General features: G+C 26.3%; 24 protein-coding genes. 7 read left to right on the top strand and 17 right to left on the bottom strand.

The window, feature by feature from the left end:
* The first annotated feature begins 104 nt into the window (after positions 1 to 104).
* On the top strand, positions 105 to 851 hold the full coding sequence (locus FIA58_RS08055; protein ID WP_140961966.1) for a lysophospholipid acyltransferase family protein: 747 nt from the start codon (positions 105 to 107) through the stop codon (positions 849 to 851).
* Here the strand turns inward: FIA58_RS08055 and FIA58_RS08050 are convergent.
* Together FIA58_RS08050 and FIA58_RS08045 are read right to left on the bottom strand one after the other, a co-directional pair.
* Positions 841 to 1,881 (bottom strand): glycosyltransferase family 9 protein, encoded by a 1,041-nt coding sequence (locus FIA58_RS08050; protein WP_140961965.1) that lies wholly within the window; start codon positions 1,879 to 1,881, stop codon positions 841 to 843. The genes FIA58_RS08055 and FIA58_RS08050 overlap by 11 nt on opposite strands.
* An 11-nt stretch (positions 1,882 to 1,892) precedes the next feature.
* Entirely contained in the window at positions 1,893 to 2,498 is a 606-nt protein-coding gene (locus FIA58_RS08045) for a DUF4254 domain-containing protein (protein ID WP_140961964.1), read from the bottom strand.
* A gap of 73 nt (positions 2,499 to 2,571) precedes the next feature.
* Between FIA58_RS08045 and upp the strand changes: the two genes are divergently transcribed.
* Positions 2,572 to 3,225 carry a uracil phosphoribosyltransferase gene (gene upp / locus FIA58_RS08040; protein ID WP_140961963.1) on the top strand — a complete coding sequence of 218 codons (654 nt, stop codon included), beginning with the start codon at positions 2,572 to 2,574 and terminating at the stop codon, positions 3,223 to 3,225.
* Here the strand turns inward: upp and FIA58_RS08035 are convergent.
* Positions 3,220 to 4,146, bottom strand: coding sequence for a DUF6427 family protein (locus FIA58_RS08035; RefSeq protein ID WP_140961962.1), 927 nt, complete (start codon positions 4,144 to 4,146; stop codon positions 3,220 to 3,222). The two genes, upp and FIA58_RS08035, sit on opposite strands and share 6 nt — an antisense overlap.
* A 46-nt stretch (positions 4,147 to 4,192) precedes the next feature.
* Here FIA58_RS08035 and FIA58_RS08030 point away from each other — a divergent pair, with 46 nt between their 5' ends.
* Positions 4,193 to 4,423 (top strand): DUF6341 family protein, encoded by a 231-nt coding sequence (locus tag FIA58_RS08030; protein ID WP_140961961.1) that lies wholly within the window; start codon positions 4,193 to 4,195, stop codon positions 4,421 to 4,423.
* Between the two features lie 25 nt (positions 4,424 to 4,448).
* Here the strand turns inward: FIA58_RS08030 and purD are convergent, their stop codons facing one another.
* A complete protein-coding gene (purD, locus tag FIA58_RS08025) occupies positions 4,449 to 5,720 on the bottom strand; it encodes a phosphoribosylamine--glycine ligase (RefSeq protein WP_140961960.1) in 1,272 nt (423 codons plus the stop codon).
* A gap of 111 nt (positions 5,721 to 5,831) precedes the next feature.
* Here purD and FIA58_RS08020 point away from each other — a divergent pair, with 111 nt between their 5' ends.
* Complete coding sequence (locus tag FIA58_RS08020) at positions 5,832 to 7,157, top strand: acyl-CoA synthetase family protein (RefSeq protein WP_140961959.1); 1,326 nt, start codon at positions 5,832 to 5,834, stop codon at positions 7,155 to 7,157.
* Here the strand turns inward: FIA58_RS08020 and FIA58_RS08015 are convergent.
* From FIA58_RS08015 to FIA58_RS07965, 11 genes are all read right to left on the bottom strand, one after another.
* Complete coding sequence (locus tag FIA58_RS08015; protein WP_140961958.1) at positions 7,138 to 7,890, bottom strand: glycosyltransferase family 2 protein; 753 nt, start codon at positions 7,888 to 7,890, stop codon at positions 7,138 to 7,140. The genes FIA58_RS08020 and FIA58_RS08015 overlap by 20 nt on opposite strands.
* Positions 7,890 to 9,242: an undecaprenyl-phosphate glucose phosphotransferase gene (locus FIA58_RS08010; protein ID WP_140961957.1), complete on the bottom strand. Its 1,353-nt coding sequence runs from the start codon at positions 9,240 to 9,242 to the stop codon at positions 7,890 to 7,892. Before FIA58_RS08010 ends, FIA58_RS08015 begins: the two co-directional genes overlap by 1 nt.
* Complete coding sequence (locus FIA58_RS08005) at positions 9,243 to 10,226, bottom strand: UDP-glucuronic acid decarboxylase family protein (protein ID WP_140961956.1); 984 nt, start codon at positions 10,224 to 10,226, stop codon at positions 9,243 to 9,245. It abuts the gene before it with no gap.
* Between the two features lies 1 nt (position 10,227).
* Positions 10,228 to 11,301 carry an O-antigen ligase family protein gene (locus FIA58_RS08000; protein WP_165928881.1) on the bottom strand — a complete coding sequence of 358 codons (1,074 nt, stop codon included), beginning with the start codon at positions 11,299 to 11,301 and terminating at the stop codon, positions 10,228 to 10,230.
* Positions 11,302 to 11,503: 202 nt separating this feature from the next.
* Positions 11,504 to 12,610 (bottom strand): DUF1972 domain-containing protein, encoded by a 1,107-nt coding sequence (locus tag FIA58_RS07995; RefSeq protein ID WP_140961953.1) that lies wholly within the window; start codon positions 12,608 to 12,610, stop codon positions 11,504 to 11,506.
* A gap of 35 nt (positions 12,611 to 12,645) precedes the next feature.
* Positions 12,646 to 13,746, bottom strand: a complete 1,101-nt coding sequence (locus FIA58_RS07990; protein ID WP_140961951.1) for a glycosyltransferase family 4 protein — start codon at positions 13,744 to 13,746, stop codon at positions 12,646 to 12,648.
* The gene (locus FIA58_RS07985) at positions 13,743 to 14,996 is read right to left on the bottom strand and encodes a hypothetical protein (protein WP_140961948.1); all 1,254 of its coding nucleotides are present in this window, start codon (positions 14,994 to 14,996) and stop codon (positions 13,743 to 13,745) included. The genes FIA58_RS07990 and FIA58_RS07985 overlap by 4 nt, the downstream gene beginning before the upstream one ends.
* Positions 14,997 to 14,999: 3 nt before the next feature.
* Positions 15,000 to 15,917, bottom strand: a complete 918-nt coding sequence (locus tag FIA58_RS07980; protein WP_140961945.1) for a hypothetical protein — start codon at positions 15,915 to 15,917, stop codon at positions 15,000 to 15,002.
* A 183-nt stretch (positions 15,918 to 16,100) separates the two neighbouring features.
* Complete coding sequence (locus FIA58_RS07975) at positions 16,101 to 17,375, bottom strand: oligosaccharide flippase family protein (RefSeq protein WP_140961943.1); 1,275 nt, start codon at positions 17,373 to 17,375, stop codon at positions 16,101 to 16,103.
* Between the two features lie 3 nt (positions 17,376 to 17,378).
* Complete coding sequence (locus FIA58_RS07970; RefSeq protein ID WP_140961941.1) at positions 17,379 to 18,191, bottom strand: FkbM family methyltransferase; 813 nt, start codon at positions 18,189 to 18,191, stop codon at positions 17,379 to 17,381.
* A gap of 43 nt (positions 18,192 to 18,234) precedes the next feature.
* Positions 18,235 to 18,789, bottom strand: a complete 555-nt coding sequence (locus FIA58_RS07965) for a hypothetical protein (RefSeq protein ID WP_140961939.1) — start codon at positions 18,787 to 18,789, stop codon at positions 18,235 to 18,237.
* Positions 18,790 to 18,896: 107 nt separating this feature from the next.
* Here FIA58_RS07965 and FIA58_RS07960 point away from each other — a divergent pair, with 107 nt between their 5' ends.
* The 3 genes from FIA58_RS07960 to FIA58_RS07950 all read left to right on the top strand — a co-directional run bounded on the left by FIA58_RS07960 (position 18,897) and on the right by FIA58_RS07950 (position 22,320).
* Positions 18,897 to 20,378 (top strand): glucosyltransferase domain-containing protein, encoded by a 1,482-nt coding sequence (locus tag FIA58_RS07960; protein WP_140961937.1) that lies wholly within the window; start codon positions 18,897 to 18,899, stop codon positions 20,376 to 20,378.
* A 92-nt stretch (positions 20,379 to 20,470) separates the two neighbouring features.
* Positions 20,471 to 21,403, top strand: a complete 933-nt coding sequence (locus FIA58_RS07955; protein WP_140961935.1) for a glycosyltransferase family 2 protein — start codon at positions 20,471 to 20,473, stop codon at positions 21,401 to 21,403.
* Positions 21,404 to 21,405: 2 nt separating this feature from the next.
* Positions 21,406 to 22,320 (top strand): NAD-dependent epimerase/dehydratase family protein, encoded by a 915-nt coding sequence (locus FIA58_RS07950; protein WP_140961933.1) that lies wholly within the window; start codon positions 21,406 to 21,408, stop codon positions 22,318 to 22,320.
* A gap of 1 nt (position 22,321) precedes the next feature.
* On the opposite strand, the gene FIA58_RS07945 is transcribed toward FIA58_RS07950, so the two are convergent.
* Both FIA58_RS07945 and FIA58_RS07940 read right to left on the bottom strand, forming a co-directional pair.
* Positions 22,322 to 23,086, bottom strand: a complete 765-nt coding sequence (locus FIA58_RS07945) for a GIN domain-containing protein (protein WP_140961931.1) — start codon at positions 23,084 to 23,086, stop codon at positions 22,322 to 22,324.
* Positions 23,086 to 24,192 carry an acyloxyacyl hydrolase gene (locus tag FIA58_RS07940; protein WP_140961928.1) on the bottom strand — a complete coding sequence of 369 codons (1,107 nt, stop codon included), beginning with the start codon at positions 24,190 to 24,192 and terminating at the stop codon, positions 23,086 to 23,088. The genes FIA58_RS07945 and FIA58_RS07940 overlap by 1 nt, the downstream gene beginning before the upstream one ends.

Below are 24,192 nucleotides of genomic sequence, written 5' to 3'. Positions count from 1 at the left end.
GACTACTCCTGATAGTAGTGGCATCCTTTTAAACCAAGTTTAAAAGATAAAACGAATAGCAGGAAAATGGTTTAAACAATTTACTAATGTTTGGTTTCTAATATATGAAAATACTAAAATATGCTTTTTGGATAGTTTGGAGAATTTGGTTTTACCTTTTGGTTATTATTCCCATTATCGTTTTGTTTCCAATCCTATTTCTTACAATTCTTAGTGAAAAAACGTATCCGCAATTCTTCTTTTTAGCTCGTTTTTGGGCGAAAATAATTTTATATGGAATGGGGTTTTATTATAAAGTGGATTTCGAACAAAAATTAGAGAAAGGAAAAAGTTATATGTTGGTGGCCAATCATACTTCGATGTTAGACATCATGCTAATGTTACTTGTTGTAAAAAAGAATCCGTTTGTGTTTGTAGGGAAAAAAGAATTGGCTAAAATTCCAGTTTTTGGTTTCTTTTTCAAACGTGTTTGTATTATGGTAGACAGAAGTAGTAGCAAAAGCCGTTTTAAAGTATTTGAGTTGGCTCAAAAAAGATTAGAACAAGGATTGAGTATTTGTATTTTTCCAGAAGGTGGTGTTCCTGATGATGAAAACATAGTTTTGGACGAATTTAAAGACGGTGCTTTTCGTTTGGCTATCGAACACCAAATTCCTATTGTTCCTATGACTTTTATTGATAATAAGAAGCGTTTTCCATTTCGTTTTTTTAGTGGAACAACAGGTAGAATGCGTGTTAAAGTGCATTCTTTTATTGAAACGAGTGGATTAACACTTGAAAAAAGACAAGAAGTAAAGCTAAAAACGAGAGCGATAATTTTGAAAGAATTAGAATCTACTATTAAGCAATAACACCTTTAATTTTTGCAACAACTGTTTCTGGTAAAATAGTTCGCATTGCATTTTCATAGCCTATTACTTTTTTGTTTCCGTAAATGGATGTTGGTAATAATGGGAATTGCTCTCTATCCGAAGTTATGCAATATTCATCGGGTTGATTGAAGGGTTTAAAACCTGCATAAGGATGAGTAGCTCCCCAAAGTGTAATTACTTTTACACCTAACATGGCTGCAATATGAGCATTTCCAGAATCCATAGACAACATAACGTCAAGATTTGAAATGATGGTTAATTCTTGTTCCAAATTAAATTTACCAGCTAATACAATAACATTTCTATGGTTATTTTGCAATTGGTTTAATAGTTCAATTTCTTTTTTTCCACCTCCAAAGAGATAAATTATATGATTTGAATTAGTAGCCAAATCATCAATAACTTGTTGCATTAAATCCAAAGGATAGACTTTGCTTTCATATTGTGCAAAAGGAGCTATTCCTATTTTCTTTAACTCTTGAGAAAAAGAAATTTCATTCAAAATTGCTTCTGATAAAGTTGCTTTTTTAGGGAAAGTTGGTTGATTTAAGTCTACTGGAAAACCTAACTTATTAAATGTTTCCAGATGATTTTTAAACATGGATTTTACAGGTTGAAAAATCTTGTTTTCAAGTCTTGTAAGTTCTTTTTTTGCTTTTCTGCCTTTGTCAGTTGCTGCTACTTTTTTTCCGAAAAGTAGAAACAAGGTTCGAATGATTTTGGAACGCAAGACATTATGTAAATCGGCGACATAATCAATTTTTATTTTTTTTAAATCGGAAAACAGTTTTAATAAGCCTAAAAAACCTTTGTGCCTTTTGTTTAAATCTACTGCAAAGAAATTCACATTAGGAATATCATTAAAAAAAGGTTTAAAAAAGGGTCTTGAAACAACTGTAATTTTAGTTTCAGGATATTGCATAGAAAAAACTCTCAACACTGGGACTGTCATGGCAACATCACCCATGGCTGAGAGCCTTATTACTAAAATATGTTTTGGATTAGGCATCTTTTCGATGACTACTTTTTATTTTGGTACAAAACCGGATTTAATTCTTCGTCGTTGTACATTTTCATTTGTTTGTATACTTTCATGTATTTATCACCGTTTTCGATATCTTCAATCAACTGACTAATAGAAGCAAACATATCATTTTTTTGGTCCAATAAAACGTCTAATTTTACTTGACATTTTGCTCTATGTTCTGCTGAAGCTTCTACACGAGTTGCTTCTTCATTCATATGGTAAATTTTCAAAGCTAAAATAGACAATCTATCAATTGCCCAAGCTGGACTTTCAGTATTAATTTTTGCATTTGGTTTTACCTGAACATCTACATATTTTTGAAGAAAATAGCTATCTATATATTCTACCATATCGGTACGAACTTGGTTAGAAGCATCGATTTTACGTTTTAAATCTAAAGCTGCTACAGGGTCAATTTGCGGATCACGAATAATATCTTCATAATGCCATTGTACCGTGTCAACCCAATTTTTAGCATATAATAAATGCTCAATTGTTCCTTTTTCATAAGGATTTTGTGTTGGTTGGTATACATCATCAATAATGTGATATTCTTTTATAGAACGTTCAAATATGGGAAATGCAAATTCTGCAAACATGATTAACTAATTTAAATTTCTACAAAAATAAGGTTTTTTTGTACTTTTATCCTGAAAATTAAAAACTAATCCTATGCATGTTCATTATATTTCTGAAGAAAATAGTATTTTAAATCATTTCTTAGCTCAAATTAGAGATGTATCCATTCAAAAAGATAGTATGCGTTTTCGTAAAAATGTAGAACGTATAGGGGAAATAATGGCTTATGAACTCAGTAAAACTTTAGATTATGAAGCTACTAGTGTTCAAACTCCTTTAGGTATAAAAGAAACTACTCAAATTTCAGATAAAATTGTATTATGCTCGATTTTAAGAGCTGGTTTAGCACTTCATACTGGTTTTATGAATGTTTTTGATGCTGCCGATAACGGTTTTGTTTCTGCTTATCGATATCATCCGAATAATGATGTGGAATTTGAAATCAGAGTTGAATATCAAGCGGCTCCAAATTTAGCCGATAAAACACTTATTCTAATTGATCCAATGCTTGCAACTGGGCAGTCAATTGTAGCTGTTTTGCACAAATTACATTTGGAACAAAAACCAAAAGAGATTCATATTGCAGTAGCCATTGCTGCTCCAGAAGGTGTTCAATATTTACAAGAGAATGTTCCTGAAAATGTGCATTTATGGATTGCGGCTTTGGATGAAAAATTAAATGAGAAAAATTACATCATTCCTGGTTTAGGAGATGCAGGAGATTTGGCTTACGGTATCAAATTATAATTGGGTTACAAAAAATAATAATCCTAACGCAAAGAGAAGGTATAATGTTACTTCTTTGATGATTTTGTTTTCTTGATTTTCGATAAAATTAGCTCCCATTATTGCTAAAGGTGCTAATGAAAAAGCCAAACAACTATTGTTTTTATCTGCTGAAATACCATAAATTGCCAGCCCTAACAAAAAAGAAAATATAATTTTTTTATAGGAAGTTTTCATATTCATTGGTTTTGCACTTAAAGTTACTATCATACTAATAAAAAATAAAAAACCAATTGACGAAAAAACAGCAAGAGCAATATTTTGGTAAATATTTTCAAAATAGGTGAAATCAAAGCTAATATAAGTTTTATTAAAAATATCTTCTAATAAAGCATTTTCGCTTATTATATTAAAAATGAAGAATAAAATAATAACACTAAACAAAGCAATTCCTGGTATAATCCAATTTTTATAATCTCTTGAAACGTGTAAAACAATTGAAATAAAAACCAACATAATATACAAAATACTCCAAAAATGGAATAATGCCGCTAAGAAAATCCAAAAAGAAGCATCAAAAATCTTTTCTTTTGTGTTTTTCATTGATTTCAATGAAATTAATCTTCGTAAAGAAAGGAGTAAGAAAAAGTTAGAAATTAAAATATTTTTATTTTTAAAAATTGTTGGGAAAAACAATAAAAAAATAAAAAACAATAAAATAGCATAGTTATTATTTCTTGTTAAATTATTTTTTAATGATATGAAATTAACCAATAGACAAGAGGCAGCTGTAGCTATAAAATAGAAAGCTCCATATAAAACTCCTTGCCAACCTGAGAATGTTACATGAAAAAAAGAATATAAAACAAATGCTACTAAAAGTAACGTTGCAATAATTACATAATTAAAAGGTCTTGTTTTATTAAAAATGCTTGCTATCATCAGGATATTTTATACTTTTGTAGTGTAAATATAATACATTATTAAAATGAAATCATTTTTTGAAGGAATTGCTTCTCTTTTTACTGATTTTTTATTCATCCCTTTTGATGCATTAAGAAAAGAAGAGTTAACTAATTGGTGGTTAGCAAACGGTGTTAACTGGGTTTTTATCATTATTTGTTGTGTTGCTATGGTGTATTGGGTAAAACAATTATATGCTCACAAAGCAAATAATGAAGATACTCAAGATACAACAGCTCATTCATTTTTAAAATAAAATTCCTCTAAAAGAGGAACTTTATTTATAAGTCAAAACCTATATCTTTACGATAATACATCTTATCAAATTGTAGTTTAGCTATACTTTGATAAGATTTTTTTATGGCTTCATCAAAAGAATTTCCGTAAGAGGTAACAGCTAAAACTCGTCCTCCATTTGTTACTACTTTTTCGTTTTCTAATTTTGTTCCTGCATGAAAAACTATTGAGTCAGTAATTGCATCAATTCCTGTTATTTCTTTTCCTTTTTCGTAGTCTTCTGGATAACCACCTGAAACTACCATAATAGTTGTTGCACTTCTTTCGTCTATTTCCAAAGTAACAGTTTCTAATTCTTGTTTTCCAATAGCTTCAAAAACAGTAACCAAATCACTTTTTAATCTTGGCATTACCACTTCTGTTTCAGGATCACCCATTCTAACGTTATACTCTATAACCATTGGTTCTCCATTTACATTGATAAGGCCAATGAAAACAAATCCTTTATATTCTATATTGTCTTTTTGTAACCCATCAATAGTAGGTTTAACGATACTATGTTCAATTTTATCTAATAACACTTTGTTTGCAAATGGAACTGGAGAAACTGCACCCATTCCACCTGTATTTAAACCTGTGTCTCCTTCACCAATTCTTTTATAATCTTTTGCTGTTGGCAGAATTTTATACGATTTACCATCCGTTAAAACGAAACAACTTAATTCAATACCGTCTAAAAACTCTTCAATAACCACTTTAGAAGATGCTTGACCAAATTTTGCATCAACCAACATGCTTCTTAATTCTTTTTTAGCTTCCTCTAAATCTTGCAAAATCAAAACTCCTTTTCCAGCAGCTAAACCATCTGCTTTTAAAACATAAGGTGCCTTTAAAGTTTCCAAAAATTGACATCCCTTTTCAACCGTTTGTGCTGTGAAACTTTCGTATTTTGCTGTCGGTATATTGTGTTTTACTAAAAATTCTTTGGCAAACTCTTTACTTCCTTCTAATTGAGCACCTAATTTAGAAGGACCAATTACTGGAATTTGATTAATTTCATTATCATTTTTAAAGAAATCATAAATTCCATTTACCAAAGGATCTTCTGGACCAACTACAACCATTTCAATTTTTTCGGCTAAAACTAATTTTTTAACCGCTTCAAAATCATTTGGATTTATTGAAACATTTTTTGCAATTGAAGCAGTACCAGCATTTCCTGGAGCCACAAATAAAGAAGTGCATTTTGGACTTTGTAACATTTTCCATGCTAAAGCGTGTTCACGTCCTCCAGAACCTAAAAGTAATATTGTCATCTTGTTGTGTTGTTAGTTTGGCAAAAATACTTTGTTTTCAATAGAAAAAAAAGTTTCAACGCAATAGTTTATCGATTCTGCTTTTTATATTTTTGAATTTAAATTTATTCTATGTTCAACTTATTTAATCTTACTCTTAATTTAAATGGCTTTCCTATTAAAAAGGCACAAGTTGAATTGGAGAAAATACTCGCAATTTCAGAAGATAAATATCAAAAATTTATAGAATTAAAAAAAACTGAAATTGTTGATTATCATTTAGAAAATAATTTTTTTTATCGAAAATTAGTTGGCAAAAGGAATTTTAAAAATTGGACTGATTTACCCGTTCTAACTAAGAAAGATTTACAAAAACCCTTACAAGAAAGGCTTTCCAATACTTATACTAAAAAATCTATTTTTATAAATAAAACCTCTGGTTCAAGTGGAGATCCTTTTATTTTTGCAAAAGATAAGGAAGCACACGCTATTACTTGGGCTTCCATTATTTATCGATTTGGTTGGTATCGAATTGATTTTAATTCTTCTTATCAAGCTCGTTTTTATGGAATTCCTTTAGATTATTTGGGTTACCAAAAAGAACGTTTTAAAGACTTTTTAAGTAAAAGATATCGTTTCCCTATTTTTGATCTATCAGATAAAATATTAGAGGGTGTTCTAAAAAAATTCCAAACAACAAAGTTTGATTATATCAATGGTTATACAAGTTCAATCGTTTTATTTGGAAAATACTTACAAACTAAAAATATAATTTTAACTGATATCTGTCCGACTTTAAAAGTGTGTATGGTGACTTCGGAAATGTTGTTTGAAAAAGATAGAATACTATTAGAGAAATATTTAGGTGTTCCAATAGTAAATGAATATGGTGCTTCCGAATTAGATTTAATTGCTTTTCAAAATCTCCAAGGAGAATGGCAAGTGAACAGTGAAACCTTATTTATAGAAATCTTAGATGAAAATAACCAACCAGTACCATACGGAAAAGAAGGTAAAATTGTTGTTACTTCCCTATTTAACAAAGCTCACCCATTTATTCGCTATGAAATAGGTGATATTGGCATTCTAGATGAAAGAAGCACTAGTAAAAAACCTATTTTAAAGAAGTTAATTGGTCGAACCAATGATGTTGCTATTTTACCTAGTGGAAAAAAATCACCAGGTTTAACCTTTTATTATGTTACCAAAAGTATCATTGAAGATGATGGGAATGTAAAAGAATTTATTATTCGTCAAACTAAATTAGATACTTTTGAGATTGATTATGTAAGTAAAATTGAATTAAATTCAAATCAAATACTAGAAATTGAAAAAGCAATTACTAATTATTTAGAACCTAATTTGCATTTCATATATAATCGAAAAGAAGTTTTACAACGTTCCAAAAGAGGAAAATTGAAACAATTTGAATCTCTTCTTAATTGCGATATTTCATAAAACCTCTATACATCCAATGTAACATATAATACGTAGATTGAAAGACATTTAATTTCTCTACTTCACGGTAAAATTGCCATTGATATTTAATCAAATCTGATTTCTTTCTAGAAAGTGAATTTTCTCTAATTCTATAAATTGCCTGAGTTTCTTGAATCCCATAAGCAAAAGGAATCACTTTTAAATATTGTAACCAAAGCCCCATGTCTTGTCTTTTTCTAATCAACGGCATAAACTTCTTACCTAAGATTTTAATGTCTAAAAACGCAGTTAAACAACTAATGGAATTTGATTTTAAAATATCGGTATAAGTAACTTTTTGGGGAACAATAAAATCTGAATATACAAATTCAAGATTTTCATTAGAGCGTTTGTAAGACGAAAACACAAACGGAATCTTTGTTTCATTAATAGTACATATACTTTTTTCTATAAAATTTGGAAACCAAATATCATCAGCATCAAGAAAAGTCATATAAACCCCTTTTGCTTTCTCTATACCTGCATTTCTTGCAACAGCTGGTCCAGAGTTTTGATTTAATTTATAAAATTGAATTCTTTTATCTTTTTCAATTATTGATAAAATTATTTCTTCAGTTTTATCGGAAGAACCATCATCAACAAGAATCATTTCCCAATTTTGATACGTTTGTTTTTGAACAGATTGAATAGTCTCGGCAATAAAATTTGCAGAATTAAATGTTGGTGTTATTATGGAAACTAAAATATTCATTAGTATGCCCTTTCTTCTCCTTTAATTGCGTTAAGAATAGTAGAAAAAATAATTTTTACATCTAAAAAAACTGACCAGTTTTCAATGTAAAAAATATCATATTTAACTCTATTTATAATATGTCTATTATTTTCTACTTCACCCCTAAATCCATTAGTTTGTGCTAGACCAGTTATGCCAGGCTTAATAAAATGACGAACCATAAATTTATCTACACTTTTAGCATACATTTCTGTATGGCTAACCATATGAGGTCGTGGACCAACTACTGACATATCACCTAGCAAAACATTGAAAAACTGAGGTAATTCATCTAAACTAGTTTTTCTTAATATTGCACCTAATTTTGTAACTCTCGGATCGTTTTTTTGAACTTGCTCTAAATCTGCTATAGGGTTTAAATGCATTGATCTAAACTTATAACAATAAAATTCTTCGTAATTTAAACCATTTCTTCTTTGTTTAAAAAAGACAGGTCCTTTAGATTCCAATTTAATTAATATTGCGACTAAAGGAGTCAACCAAGATAAAATTCCAATAATTACTAAAAAAGAAAAGACTATATCAAAAACTCTTTTAATAATTTGACTTGATCTTTTATCTAAAGGTATGTTACGAAGTGAAACAATTGGTATGTAATCATAATAATCCAAAATTAAATTTCTAGATAAAACATTTTTATTATCAGGAAGTAATTTTAGTTTTTTTAAATTATTGTCAGTGAAATCCACAAAAAGATTTAGTTCACTATTACTTAAGCTAGAAATTGAACAATAGATTTCATCAATTTTTTCTTCTAAAACAAAATTAAAACAAGATTGGAATGCATTTTTTTTACCATCTTTAACATCAATTACCTTCTCAAGCTTATAACCATAATCCGGGTTTTCTTTAAAAAAATGTATTAATTTATCAACTTGTTTTCCATGTCCAACAATAATTACTCTTCTAAAATTACCTCCAAAGGTAACTCTGAACTTTTTTAGTAAATAGTAAACGGCAAATTTTTCAAATGAAATAAAAATTAAGGAAAATGAAATAAATTTAACCATTTGAGAAGGTTCAGAAAACTTATAAAAAAAACCAAGATAAGCAAAGTTGAAAATTAAAAAAAACAAGTGTTGTTTAACTAATTTTCCTAATATCTGAAACTCTTTTGTAAATCTATATACCTCATAAAAAGCTACATTCGACGAAATAACTATCCATGAAAATGAAATAAAAAAATGAAATCCAAAATTGTTTAATTCTTGAGGAAGAAAATAAAAAGCTAGTAGATTGATTATTGTTAAATCAACTACGTATGAAAACGGCCTAATATAGCCTGAATATCTTCCTGTTTTTGGTGACAATTAATAGATGTATTTGGTAAAATCTTTATGCTCTTCTTTAGCTAATTCTTCTGGAGAAAGTGACTTAAAATAGTCATATGTTATTTTCATTCCTTCTGCTCTTCCAATTTTTGGTTCCCAACCTAAAATTTTTTTCGCTTTTGAAATATCTGGTTGTCTTTGCAGTGGATCATTCATTGGTAAATCTTTATAAATAACCTTTTGACTTGTTCCTGTTAATTTAATAATTTCTTCTGCAAAATCTTTTATAGTTATTTCATCAGGATTACCAATATTTACTGGTAAATGGTAATCAGAATGTAATAATCTCCATATTCCTTCTACTTGATCATCTACATAACAAAAAGAACGAGTTTGGCTTCCATCACCAAAAACTGTTAAATCTTCTCCTCGTAAAGCCTGTCCTATAAATGCTGGAATAACCCTTCCATCATTTAATCTCATTCTTGGTCCATAAGTATTAAAAATTCTTAAAATACGGGTTTCAACACCATGAAATGTGTTATAGGCCATTGTAATTGATTCTTGAAAACGTTTTGCTTCGTCATATACACCTCTAGGACCTATTGTGTTTACATTTCCATAATATTCTTCTGTTTGAGGGTGAATCAATGGATCTCCGTAAATTTCAGATGTAGAAGCAATTAAAATACGTGCTTTTTTTACCCTTGCTAAACCTAACAAATTATGTGTTCCTAAAGAACCAACTTTTAAAGTTTGTATTGGAATCTTTAGATAATCTATAGGACTTGCTGGTGAAGCAAAATGTAAAATATAATCTAATTTACCTGGAACATGTACAAATTTTGTAATATCATGATGATAAAATTCGAAATTCTTTTCTTTAAAAAGATGCTCTATATTTTTTAAATCACCAGTTATTAAATTATCCATTCCTATTACAAAATACCCTTCTAACAAAAAACGGTCACACAAATGTGAACCTAAAAAACCCGCAGCACCTGTAATTAATATTCTTTTCATTTTATTTTTTTTCTAAATTAGGATAGTTCGTAGTATTAAAGAGGCAATAAAAAATAATAAAAAATAATACTCCACGCTGCCTCCATAAAAATGATTCTGTCAAAAATAAACTTATCATTAGAACTGCGAAAGCAATATGTGTAAAATATTTACTTTTTAATGCGTTTTTAATATTTATAAATAGTAAAATCAATAACAAAATGAAACCTACAATACCTAATTCTGCAAAATTTTGAATATACTGATTATGGAAATTAAAACTTCCATAACTAGGGTACAAATTATAATACTTTTCTTTTTCTAATAATTTTTTTTGTGAAGCGTTTAAACCAAAACCCTTCCAAAAAATGGGTTCTTCTTTTAAAAATTCTAAAAACATTCTAAATTGGTAGACCCTAAAAGAAGTTCCTGGAAAAAAATCATTGTATGTGAACTTATCTTGTGTCCATGCTTCATAAATACTAATATTATTAACTCCCTCTACTTTTTTAACACTCACATTGTGGGAAATACTTTTTTTAGTGTTACTAGTAAACTCAATTAAAAAACGATCTTTAACTTTATTAAAAGATATAAAAAAACCAAATAAAATTAAGAGAAGTGTTACGTTTCGTAGACGAAAACGATTAGCTATTTTGGAATAGAAGAAAATTTGAATTAAAATTAAAAATATAAAAATTAAAATAATATTTTTAGAGGATAACAAAATAACAAAAGCAAAAAGTAAAACAGACAAAAATTGATCCATTTTTGTTTTATATTCTTTAGTAAAAAAATAAAAAAATGCTACTGCAACATATACTGAAAAATGAATTGCATTTAATAATCTAGGAACTAAACCAGAATCTATATCATTATCTGGTCCATGATAAAAAAATACACTAGAATCATTTGTTATAATAAAACGAACAAAAGCCCTTAAAAGAAAATACAATACATAAAAAACCATTGTATAACTATAATAAGTAATGATCTTTACTTTTTGTTTTTTACTAAATAATGGAATCCAAATAAATACTAAAGGGATTAACAATAGACCAATTTCTTTTGGTATTGCCAAAAGTGTTCTGTTCATATCAATTGACCAAAAATAAGATAATGTCATCCATAAAAATAAAATTATTGGATATAATAATATTATAGAAAACTTGTTTCTTTTTTTAGTAACATAGAAAAATGAACTGAGTATAAAAATTGATAACAAAATATTGTTAAGTGCCATTGATATTGGCAATGTAATTATCAATAATAAAAAAGGGATAAACGATTTGTTTTGTCTATTCTCTTGTATTATGTCCTTCCAAACACTGTTTAAAAAGTTGTAAATATTGTTCATTTATCTTCTCCCAATTAAAGGATTTTTCAATTGCATCATAATTATTTTGTACAAATTGCAAGTTATCACTTTTTTTTATTGAATTTACGATTTTTTTAACTTCTTCGTTAGATGAAAAGTAATAGGCATTTTCTTTTAAAACTCCTTTATTAAAATCGTTATTGTGGGCCACTACTAATGCCTGAGAAGCCATAGCTTCTAATAATGAAGGATTAGTTCCACCAACTGTATGACCGTGAAAATATAAGTTTGAATAATAACGAAGATTATCCAAATGTTCTAAATCATATACTGCACCAATAAACCTAATGTGTTGATAGATTGAGAACTTTTGTTTTAAATATGAACCATATTTAGTATTGTGATTTCCTATAACAAGAATTGGAGTTTTTGTTTTTGTTTCGGCTACACCTTCAAGCACCATTTCAATATTGTTTTCAGGTTCAAAACGAGCCATTATCATATTGAACTTTTCTTTTTCAACTTGATAATGTTTTAAAATATCTGGATTAGGGTTGTTGAAATTGTTAGCACCATAAGCTATATAAGTACTTTGCTTTTGGTATTTTTCTGTAATGTACTTTTGAATTCCTATTGAGTCTGAAATTAAAAAATCACTTTTTTTAACAGCAAACCGTTCTGCTATTTGAAGCGCTTTCTGTACTTTTTTAGAATATTTAGTTCGTTTCCATTCTAAACCATCCATATTTGTTATAACGATTGCCTTCTTAGGATGAAATGAATACCAGAAAGAGCTACTTGTATATCCTAATTGTAAAATAATATCAAAATCTTTATTTCTAGCATCTTTGATACAATTTAAGTCATAGATAAATTGACCAACTGTTCCTATTTTATTTTCAGGATCATAGCAATGAACAATATGAACGCCTTTAAAGTTTTTTCCTTTGTATGGATGACTATGAGAATTATAAACATATACCTCATGTCCTTGATCTGCGGCATAAGTTGCAAAAAATTCGGCAAATTGCTCAAAACCTCCATAATGGTTTGGGATTCCTCTAGTTCCAAGTATTCCTATTCTCATTTCTTTCTTTTTCAATAACAAAAATAGTAATAAGATTATTTTATTTTGTTTATGACATCAACAAATATACTAGAAGAAGTTTTCCAATTATAATTTTTTCTCATTTTTGTTATAATTTCATCGAGATTGGGATTTTGTAATGCTTTTTTAATTTTTAAATTTAAGTCATTTGAGTCATTTGGATTAAATAAAAAGTCTTCAAAAAAAGTATAATCAGACATTGCTGTTGTATTTGAACAAATAGTTGGAATGTTAACAGATAAAGACTCTAGAGGTGGTATTCCAAAACCTTCAGCAAAAGATGGATAAACAAAGATTTTAGCCGCCTGATAAAATGCAACTAAATCTTTATTATTTACATTTTCTAATATTAAAACTTTACGTTTAATTTCTTCTGTTAATTTAATGTAATAGTTTTCAAATTCCTCATAGTGTAAATCTCTTTTACCAACAAAAACTAAACTGTTATCGCTATAGTATTTATTTTCAACAAATGATTTTAATAAAATTAAATGATTTTTCCTTGGCTCAATTCTACTAACTAAAAGGAAATAATTTTTAACTCCGAATTTTTGCTCTATATAATCTATACTTTCTTGTTTATCATAGGAGTATAAAAAATCTTCATTTATCGCATTTGGAATTACAAATATTTGTTTTTTTAATTTATAATAATACTGTATTCTTTTTTTAGAATATTCAGAAACAGTTAAAACAATGTCAGCAATTTTAGCTGAATTCTTAAATAAAAAATTATTTTTAAGTTGATATTCTTTTTTGAAAAACTGAGGGAAATCTAAGAAAAGTACATCATGAATTGTAACAATATATCTACAAAACTTTATAGGAGGAACTACATACTGAAAATGAGCAACATTTATTTTATTAATTAAAATTTTAAAAGGTAAATCTAATAATAAACGAATCCATTTATTTTTTGAAAAATACTTTAAATAAGTAACATTTTCATGTGTTCCAAATTCTTTACTAAGTTTGTTTTTATTATAAGAAATAAAATAATAATGGTAATTACTATCTTTTATTAACTCTGAATAAAGACCTTTTATATATGTTGTAATTCCTTGGTAATCTTCATCAAACTTATGACAATCAACTAAGATTCTTTTCTTTTTCATTCATTTAAGTTTTGATATTCTTCTTTTTTTAAAATTAAAATTCTTAATGATAATAAAAAACCAATCATAATAGACTTGTTATCTAATTTAAGATATAAACCCATAAATACCCAATTAGAAACAATTAAGAAAACTGCTGTTCCCATCAAAAGAAAATTAATATAATTTACAATAGGGATAGAGGATTTTCTTTGTCTATATAAAGAAAAAAGAAAAAAGAAAAGAAAAAAAACACCTATAATACCTGACTTCAAAAAAACAGTAATAAATCCATTATGCAAAATTGGAATGAGCTGTACAATAGTTCCATCATTTGTTCCTATTTTCCTTCCTAAGTTTATATTTGAACCTAATCCTTTACCAAAAATTACTGCCAAAAGACCTTCATTGGAGACTTGTTTTATAGTTATAATATTTTCATATGATCGATAGTTGTCATTAAAATCTCTCCAATCCTCTTTATTTATCTTTGTTTTAAAAGGTTCAATAGGAGCTATCTTAACCTTATATAAAAAAGCTTCTAAACCTCTACCTTGTCTCTTAGGGTTAATATATAAGACTACAGAATATGCTAAAAGAGTTGATATTAAAGAAATTAAAATTATTTTAACTGCTTTTTTTGTAAATATTAAATATCCTTTTAGTGCTAAATAAAAAATTATAAATTGAATAAAATTAGTCCTAGATAAATATAGAAAACAAGAGACCGAAACTATTAATAATATGGTGTTTCTTTTTTTTAATGAATAATCTAAATTATAATGTTTATAAAAAATCAAAATTATAATCACATAAACTTCAAAATCACTAAAATAGCCTCCAACTTGCCTAATATGATTTACAATAAAAGCACCACTTTCAAATATCGATTTTACAACTAATAATAAATGAATAAGTGCAATTATAAAGCCTGTTCTTACTATAATTTTAAATGCTTCTTTAGGGTTTACAATTAAAAGCTGATACCCCAATAGTAAGCCCAGTATAGGTTTAAATAAATAAGTAAAATCTCTAATCTTTAAATAAATAGAACTTGTATAAAAAAAAGATACTACAAAAGCTATTAGTAAAATAATAGCAAAAGGAAGAATGCATTTAATTATACTTAAAGAGTATTTATCCTTAATTGTTAATAAAAAAGAAATTGTCCAAACCATGAACGTTAATTCATAATTATTTAAATAAGAAACTCCAATGCAAAGAAAAAATAGAATACTATAGAAATTACTTTTGTTTTGTAAAATACGCATCCTTTAAATTTTAAAACATTCTTTTATCAAAACTTCCTCATTTTTCTCTAAATCAAAAACAGTTTTGTTTTTGATAACTTCTAATCTTTCATTATGTCTCAAAAATGTTAAATTTCCTTTTTCATCTCTCGAATCACGATTATCAGATTCATTATATATTGAATTGGTACATAATTTTTTAAATGGTAATGATAAATCTTTTCTAACAAAATAAGCATTAACTCCAGCTCTAGTTGTTCCAATAAAATCATATCCTTTTGATTCAGCTAATTCACAAAATGCAGCTAAAGAAGCTCCAAAATATAAGTCTGAATAATGTTCTTTTGTTCTAATAAAATTCTCATTATATGGTACAGTAACTCTCATTTTATCTCCAAATACTGAGTTATATTCGCAGATAACTATTCTTGGCTTAATACATTCAATTTCTTTCCAAATCCAATAGTCATTTCCGTCTATATCCACACTTAAAACTCCGATGTCTTTTTCTTTGGTATATTCTGAAATTATTTGATTTATATTTTCTTTTGTAATAAAACTTTCTTTTACTGTAATATCATATTTCCAATAAATATAATCTTTTTTAATAAAGTTAATATTATTCTTATCCCCATCAATTATTAAACCTGACCAATTATTATTTATTAATAAAAATCTTGTATTTGATTCTGTATAGGTTTCAACTCCAAACTCAACAAAAATTTTATTTGGAATATCAATTTTATTAATTAAATATTGAATTACTCCATCTTCTCCTCTTTGTGAAAATACTTGGAACTCAACTTCGTCTAATGATAATACTTCTTTTTTATTATTATTTATGTCTGCTAAAATTTTACCATTTAAAACTAGTGATTTTTGTATATCATAATTCCATTTTTGATAAACCTTTTTATAGAGTAATTTTATTTTATTTAGCATTTTATTTCTTTTAGTTTTTTTCTTTTTAAAAGTATTTAATATATAATGATTATACAAGTTTCTTTAATAAAATAAGAGTTAAAAACTTTAAAAAAATATGTTATATAAGCAACCTAATTGATAACTATTTGTTTTTTTATTATCTCTTTTGCTCAATAAAAAAGTTATAAACTGAAATCAATTCTACTTTTTTATGTTATTTATAGCTCCTTTTTTTGTGAATATATAATAGAAAAATATAAATAATAATTCTGCAAAGATTAATGAAAAAATTATTGCTTTTAATTGAAAACTATGAATGAATAAAAGTATTATGATTAGATTAGTTAGTGTAATTAAAATTGTTGTTCTAACATACTTAATGTGTTTTTCTTGAACAAACATTAATTGTTCTAAGGGTAGTGATATAGACATTAATAAAGAAACAATTAAAGAAACTTTAAATAATGAAGAAATCGAGTTTATGTCTTGCGACGTCAAATGAAAAAATTGTAATGTTGCATTTGAAAAACAATATATTGTTGAAATTATTGAAAAAATAATAAAAACTATAAAAATTGTATACTTTTTCCAATAATGTATTCCTTCTTTTTTATTGTTTTTATATTTTAAACAAACACTTGGATAAAAGAATTTTAAAAACACTTGGATAAATGTTCTACATAAACTAATTACTTGTTCTAAAACTTTATATTGTCCTGCTAATGAAAAACCTAAAAAATAGCTAGTCAATACTAGTGGTGATAATTGTCTTATTGATAAAGAAAGTTGAGAAATACAAAATGAAAAATCTTTTTTGATTATGTTTTTAACTACATTGTATTTTGGAAATACGATTTTAAAAACATATTTTTTTTTTATAATTAAAAGTCCAATTGCATTAAAAAACAAAGAGCTTAAACCTAAAAAAAGGTTTATAAATAAATAATCGTCTTTTGTATTAATAAGCAGATAAACTAACAAAACATAAAGTAATTTAGAACCAATATTTAATATAGTTATAAGTTTAAAGTTTTCTACTCCTTGTAAAAACCATACTGGATTAAAGACTTGTGCAAAAACGATAACTAACGACATTAAAAATAAATTCTTTTCTTGGTAAAAAAGTTTAAAAAAGAAAATTACTAGTATAGCAAGTATAAATGCAAGTATAAATAAAACAATTTTTGTAAAAATGGTAGTGTTAAGAATTTCTTGAAGTTTATGGGCATTATATCTATTTTCAGAAACTTCTTTTGTTCCTTTTATATCAAAGGCATAATCAACAATTAGTATGAGAAATAAACATAAAGAAAAAGATAAACTAACTTTTCCAAATGCACTAACTCCACAAACAAATACAATTTTAGGAACAACCAGTAAAGGGCTAATTAAATTAAAAACTTGTCCAAATCCATATATAAAAAAATTTGTTTTTTTTTTATTTAAAAAAAAAGATGTAAACTTGTTTTCAATCATATTCTATATCCAAAAGTGTATTAGTACAGGTTTTGGTGTTTTCTCATAAATCCCTTTTACATAATAATTATACTCAGGCACAAAACTTTTTATTAAATCTATTATTTCTTTTGGATTATTCTGGGTGTGGTAAGTAGTTATAGCAATTTTTGGTTGGTTTCTTTTTATTGTCTGTTCTGCTCCTTTTAACATTTCTAATTCAAAACCCTCTATATCAGCCTTTAAATACGTAATAATTTGATTATTTAACAATGTATCAACTTTATTTATTGGTATTTCATTAGAAAATGAAGTGTTTTCATTAGATATCATTCCATCTAATGAATTTTCATCGAAATTAATTATACCATCTTCATTACCTACTGCAACATTAAAAATAGTCGTTTTATTCTTATAATCAGAAAAGGTTCTACTAAGACAGTTACAAAATAAGGTACTGGGTTCTATCATATAAATGTATTTACATTTATCTACTACTGAAAGAGGTAACAATCCTTCAGCAGTACCAATATCTAAGACTACTTCGTCTACATTAATTTCAGTGTGTGTTTTTTGATAATAATGCCAATCTTCAATGTCAAAAGATTCTGCAATAACTTGGTTTAATCTTGAAATTGAAAACTTTGAGGGCCAATATAATTTTTTATCTAAATTATTAAAAGAGATTTCGTAATCACCGTTTTTTATAATTTGATATATATATTTTCTAGCAATAGAACTTACTTTTGGCTTAATTAAAAATCGTATTAATTCAGAAAAACTAATATTGTTTTTATTAAAAAAAATCCAAAAAAACAATATTTTTATTCTTCGCATTTATTTTTATTTTAATTCTATACTAATACTAAAAAATAAAATTTTATTGTATCAATTTTTCTATCTCAGGTTGTAAAACTGTTTCGTGAGGGTATAAAGAGGGAAATTGTCTTTTCCCGTCTACTATTTTAGCTACTATTTTCCCAGTCACATGATCAAAAGTACATTTTGAATCATCTGCTCTAAAATATGACACTAACTGTGGACAACCAATTTTTTTAGCATTTTCCATATATTTCATTTCAACACTATTCAATATTATATCCTTTTGATTTTCATTAATTCCAAAATCAATTCTTAATTGAGTAGGTATTACATCTTCAGGTAAGGAAAATAAAACTTTTTGACTATATTCAGATCCTTTTACTGTTAACCAAATAGGTGGTATTTTTGTAAAATCAGATGAGCCATCTTCAGTATAAAAAATACTAAAATCATCATTCTCTTTAACTATAACATCAAGAATAACTTTAAACGAATTATCTATTATTTCTTTTTTGTCAACAACCTCTTTAGAGTCCGTTTTTTTTTCATATTTACAAGAAATTAAAAAACAAATGATACAAATTCCTAATGTAATAAATTTTGATTTCATCATTAAAAAAATTTCTACAAAAATAGTTATTTTTACTTCACATTAATATATATCATAGTATTTTTTTTTGTAGTTATTTTATTTCTATTTTTGATTAAAATAAAGAAATTATGACGAATACCCTTTTAACAAAAAAATTCAACCTCATTTTATTTTCTATCTTTGTTAGTATAATCAGTTATGGGTTTGCTTTAACAAATTATAGCTTGGCTATAGATAGCGAATCACCTGCTTATTCAGATTATTCAATGTCATTAGGAAGATGGGGAACAAACCTCTTTAGATACAGAATTTTTGAAGGTCATCTTCCTTATTTTACACTTCTTTTTGGTTTAATTTTTTTAAGCCTTTCATCTGTTGAATTAACCAAAATTTTTAAGTTAAAAGGAGTTTATAGTTATATTTTTTGTACTTTATTTCTTACTTTTCCTCAACATGCATATCAATTAGCTTTTACTATGCAAGCAGATGCTGTTCCGTTTGGTTTTTTTTGTTCCGTAGTAGCTGTTAATCTATTTAATGAAGGCATAAAAAACACAAAAAATAATACTTCTCTGTTAAAGTTAGTTTTTTCTTGTTTATTAATAATGTTTACAATTTCTATTTACCAAGCTTTAATTTTTATTCCTATAATTACTTATGCCATATATTTCTGTGTAAATATTAATGATGAATTCCAATTTAAAGATGCTTTTAAAAAATTATTTTATTTTATTATTTTACTTATTGTGTCAGTAATTCTTTATTATATTTCTATTAAAATATTTTGTCCACCTATTGAAAGTGGCTATCTATCATCATACACCTCTGGAGATTCAAATAATAGAATTATATCATTTTATAATATATGGGTTGATAATATATGGGGTAATTTTTATTATGGCGATAAAACTTTTATGATTGCAACTATTGCCTCATTAATTCTTTTCATTTTCTTTATAAAACAAAAAAGGTTTTTTGTTTTAAAATCTTTTTGCTTATTGTTTTTGTTAATAGGGCCTTTTATTATCTCATTCTTTATTTCAAATGGTACTAACCCTCCTCGACTATATGTTGGTTCAGGAATTGTATTTGGTTTTATCATTATTTCCACTTTAAAATTAATTAGAGAAAAATACATTAGAAATATTCTTTTTCTAATTCTAATAATTGTATTGACTAATATATATTTCATAACAAATTTATTTTACTCTAGTAACAAGATTTTCAAACATGATATAGAAGTTGCTAAAAAAATAAATAACACTATAAATGATAAATTTTCTAACTTTGATGAGAATGAAGATTATGTTTATTTTTATGGTGCTTTACCTGAATCAAATCATGAGAAATTAAGACTTCCAAATTCTGAAGTATTCGGTGGTTCATTATTTAGTTGGGATGGTGGAAACAACTGGAGAATTATAAATTTTTTTAAATTTAATGATATTGCTTATTATAAATTTTTAGATAATAAAGAGACATTTGATAAAATTAAAGATTCAATTCAACCAATGCCTCTTTGGCCAAATCCAGATTCAGTAAAGAAAATAAATAATGTTGTAATTGTAAAAATTGGTGACACAAAAGGAGTACAATTACCTATTGAATAAAAAAACCAAAAGTAGTATTTTAATGTAAATAAGAATCATTGTATTAAATATAATTAAAAGCATTATTTTTACAAACAAATTATCTATTAAAAATGATTAATAATACCAAAATTTCTATTATTGTACCTGTTTATAATTCTGAAAGTTTTTTACACCTACTAATAGAAGCAATTCATGTTGAAAAAATTAAGAATAACTGGGACATAGAGGTTGTTTTAATAGATGATGGTAGTAAAGATTTAAGTTTTAACAAAATAAATGAATTAGCATCAGTTTACAAATATATTAAAGGAATCAAACTTTCAAGAAATTTTGGACATCAAATTGCTGTTAAAACTGGACTAACTTATTGTAAAGGAGAATATGTAGCAATTATTGATGATGATTTACAAGACCCTCCCAGTTTACTCCCAATGTTTTTTTCTTACTTAGATTCTGGATATGATGTTGCTTATGGTGTAAGAAAAAAAAGAAAAGAATCTTTTATAAAAAAATTAAGTTATTCAACCTTTTATAAGATTTTAAAAAAAATTAGTAACACTGAAATCCAAATAGACAGTGGTGATTTTTGTGTTATGAATAAAAAGGTTGTAAAAAACATGTTAAAGCTTCAAGAAAAAAATCCTTTTCTAAGAGGAATTAGGGCTTGGATTGGTTTTAAACAAATTGGGGTAGAATATGAACGTCAAGCACGAATTGAAGGAGAGTCTGGTTATACAATTAAGAAACTATTTAAAATAGCAAAAGATGGTATCTTTTCATTTTCAAATTTTCCGATTAGATTAATAACAATATTAGGATCAATTGGATTAGCTTTTGCTATTATCTTTTCTGGATATATTCTCTTTGAATATTTTATAAACTTAATTCCTGTTAAAGGTTATACCTCTCTAATAATAATCATTTCTTTTTTTAGTTCATTGATTTTAATTTGTTTAGGTATAATTGGCGAATATATTGTTCGTATTTATGATGAAGTTAGAGATAGACCTTTTACTGTAATTGAAGAAACTATAAATTTATAATAATGAATGTAGGAGTTATTGGATGTAATGGTTTTGTAGGTAAACATTTGTGTTTAACTATGTCGAAAAATAAAAGCATAAATTTAAAACTATTTGGCAAATCCGATTTTAATCTAACAAAGTTGAACTTACCATATATAAAAATTGATGTCTCTAATAAAGAGGAAACTATTAAAGAAATAAAGGACCTTGATCTAATTTACTATTTAGCTTCTGCATCTATTCCTGTGACTTCTTGGGAAAATCCAAAAATTGAAATAGAACAAAATCTTTTACCTTTTCTTAATTTTTTAGAATGTGTTAGCCTTTCGAATATAAAAAAAGTTGTTTTTATTTCGAGTGCAGGTACTGTTTATGGTTCTTCTAACGAAAAACTAAATGAAAAAACAAATAAATTACCTTTTTCTCCTTATGGAATTAACAAACTAACAATGGAATACTATTTAAATTATTACCAGAAAAAAAATAATTTAAATTATGATATTTTTAGAGTTTCAAATATATATGGTGAAAATCAAGATACTAGTAAAGGTCTTGGAATAATTAATACTTTCTTAGAAAACATTATCCACAAAAAGAATATTAATATATTTGGAAATGGTGAAACGATTAGAAATTATATATATATAAAAGATGTTATTAGTTTTCTTTTAACATCATTAGAAACTGAACTACAACAATCAAATATTTACAATCTTTCATCAAATGATAATTTAAGTATAAATGAACTGTTAAACATAATAGATTCAATTGTAAAAGAAGAGTATAAAGTGCAATATATGGAGCAGAGAAATAGCGATAATCCGTTTATTTCTTTAGATAACTCTAAAATAAAATCAATGTTTCCTTCAATTCAATTTACAAGTATATTTGGAGGTATAAAATCCTGTTATGACTTCTTAAAAAAAGAAGTCTAAACTAATAAATTATTCTACCTCGAAAAACTTCTTCTACCTCAATAACTGATGGAACATTTTTTAAAATAACATTTCCTGTTGCATATATAGTTCCTTCTATTTTCTGAATCGGCTTTACAATCATATCATTAGACCCTCTATGGAAAACTTTTATTTTTTCTACATCTAATTTTTCCCCATATAATCGTCCATTTCCAAAATAAAAGTTTAATAACATTTCATCACAATGTCCATTTATATAAAAATTTGAAACATTATTTGTTTCAACTACTAATTGTCCATTATCTACACTAATGTAAAAATCTCCTGTTCCTGAACCTTCTGATTCGTCTAAAGAAAATAATCTAATAATTGGAGAATGTAAAACGCCTTCACTTTGAATATTTTGTTCTGTTTTAGAATGCAATTCTAATTGTTGAATTAATGGAAGGTTTGTCCCGTCTGGAATTGTAATAAAAACTTTCGTTTGTCCATAATCTCTAACAATATTACAAGTTGAATTATCTTTCACAACCAGCATATCTCCTTCTAATTTCACATCTAATTCATCAATAATATTCTCACTTGTTTCTACTCTTACTTCATAATCTAATCCTTCTTTTATTATCAAACCTACTCCATCATATATTTTTATTTTTGTAAAACTCTCTAAAGGAAAATTTTGTGAGATTCTATTCCCATTCCCTTTAAAACAATCTTCAGAAATACCGCAGCTCGTTATTATAAATAATAAACTAATAATTGCTATATATTTATACTGTTTCATTATAATCTTATTCCTAAAGTTGCCTCAATAGCTTCTGCTCTTCCACCGTGAGTTTTTAAACCAACTCCTGTAAACCAATTTTTGTAAAGATAATATTTTGCACCAATTCTCTGGTAAATATCCGTTTCGTAATCAAATGGTTTGTAAACATAATATCCTAATTGTGTTTCAATAGATAGTTTATTAATAAATAATTCATGCCCTACAAATAAACCTATTCTTTTGTAATCTGTATTTGGATCTGTATAATCCTTATGTTCTTTTGGAAATGCTACAGAAACAAAATTAATATATTCTTTTAAATACCTTGAGAAAAAAACATCTGTACCTAATTGTAGAGCACTTTTTCTGCCAATTCTCTTATCTGCATATAAACCTAAATGATAAAACTGTCTTTGACCTAATGCTGGAACTGGTCCTTCAGAAATTCCTGTTCGAAAAGCTATGTTGTATTTAATTCTCTCTTTGTATTTTTCTTTTGAAGGTAAAGAATCTATAATAAACTCTTGTTTTTCATCCAAATTATAATTTAATCCTAAGTTTAAAACTATTGTATTAATTCCACTATTTGGTGCCTTAAACCTACCGTTAGAGAAGTGGGTAAGCATAAAACCTGCTTGTAAACCTACCCGATCAATAATATTTTCTTTTTTATATTGTAACAAAGCATATGTGTTATCCATTACTCTTGTTCCAAAAGCATTATTTTTATTATTTGTTTCTTTATCATAAGGATTAGAAGTTACACCTATTCCTTGAGATATTCTTAACATTAGATTCCTGTTAAAAAAATAAAAATTATAATGAATTCCTAAAGCAAAGTTATGTCCTAAATACTTGTTTTTGAAATCTAAATAATGAAAAGATATACCATAATCAGGATAATTATAAACTTGCTCCCATTCTTTTTTACCAAATGTTTTCCAGTTGTAACTCAACATAAATCCATCAGGATGACCTGAAATTAAATGAGTAATATCATTTGTGTGCTTGTAGATATTTCCTCTAAAAAACTGAGCATCAAAATAAGATTTATTTTTTTCTTTTTTCTGTGAAAAAGAAAAAGTAAAAACTAAAAATAATAAAAGGAAAATACTTTTTTTCAT

The organism is Flavobacterium jejuense, assembly GCF_006491595.2.
Taxonomy (GTDB): domain Bacteria; phylum Bacteroidota; class Bacteroidia; order Flavobacteriales; family Flavobacteriaceae; genus Flavobacterium; species Flavobacterium jejuense.
This window is presented reverse-complemented; position numbering and strand designations above follow the sequence as displayed.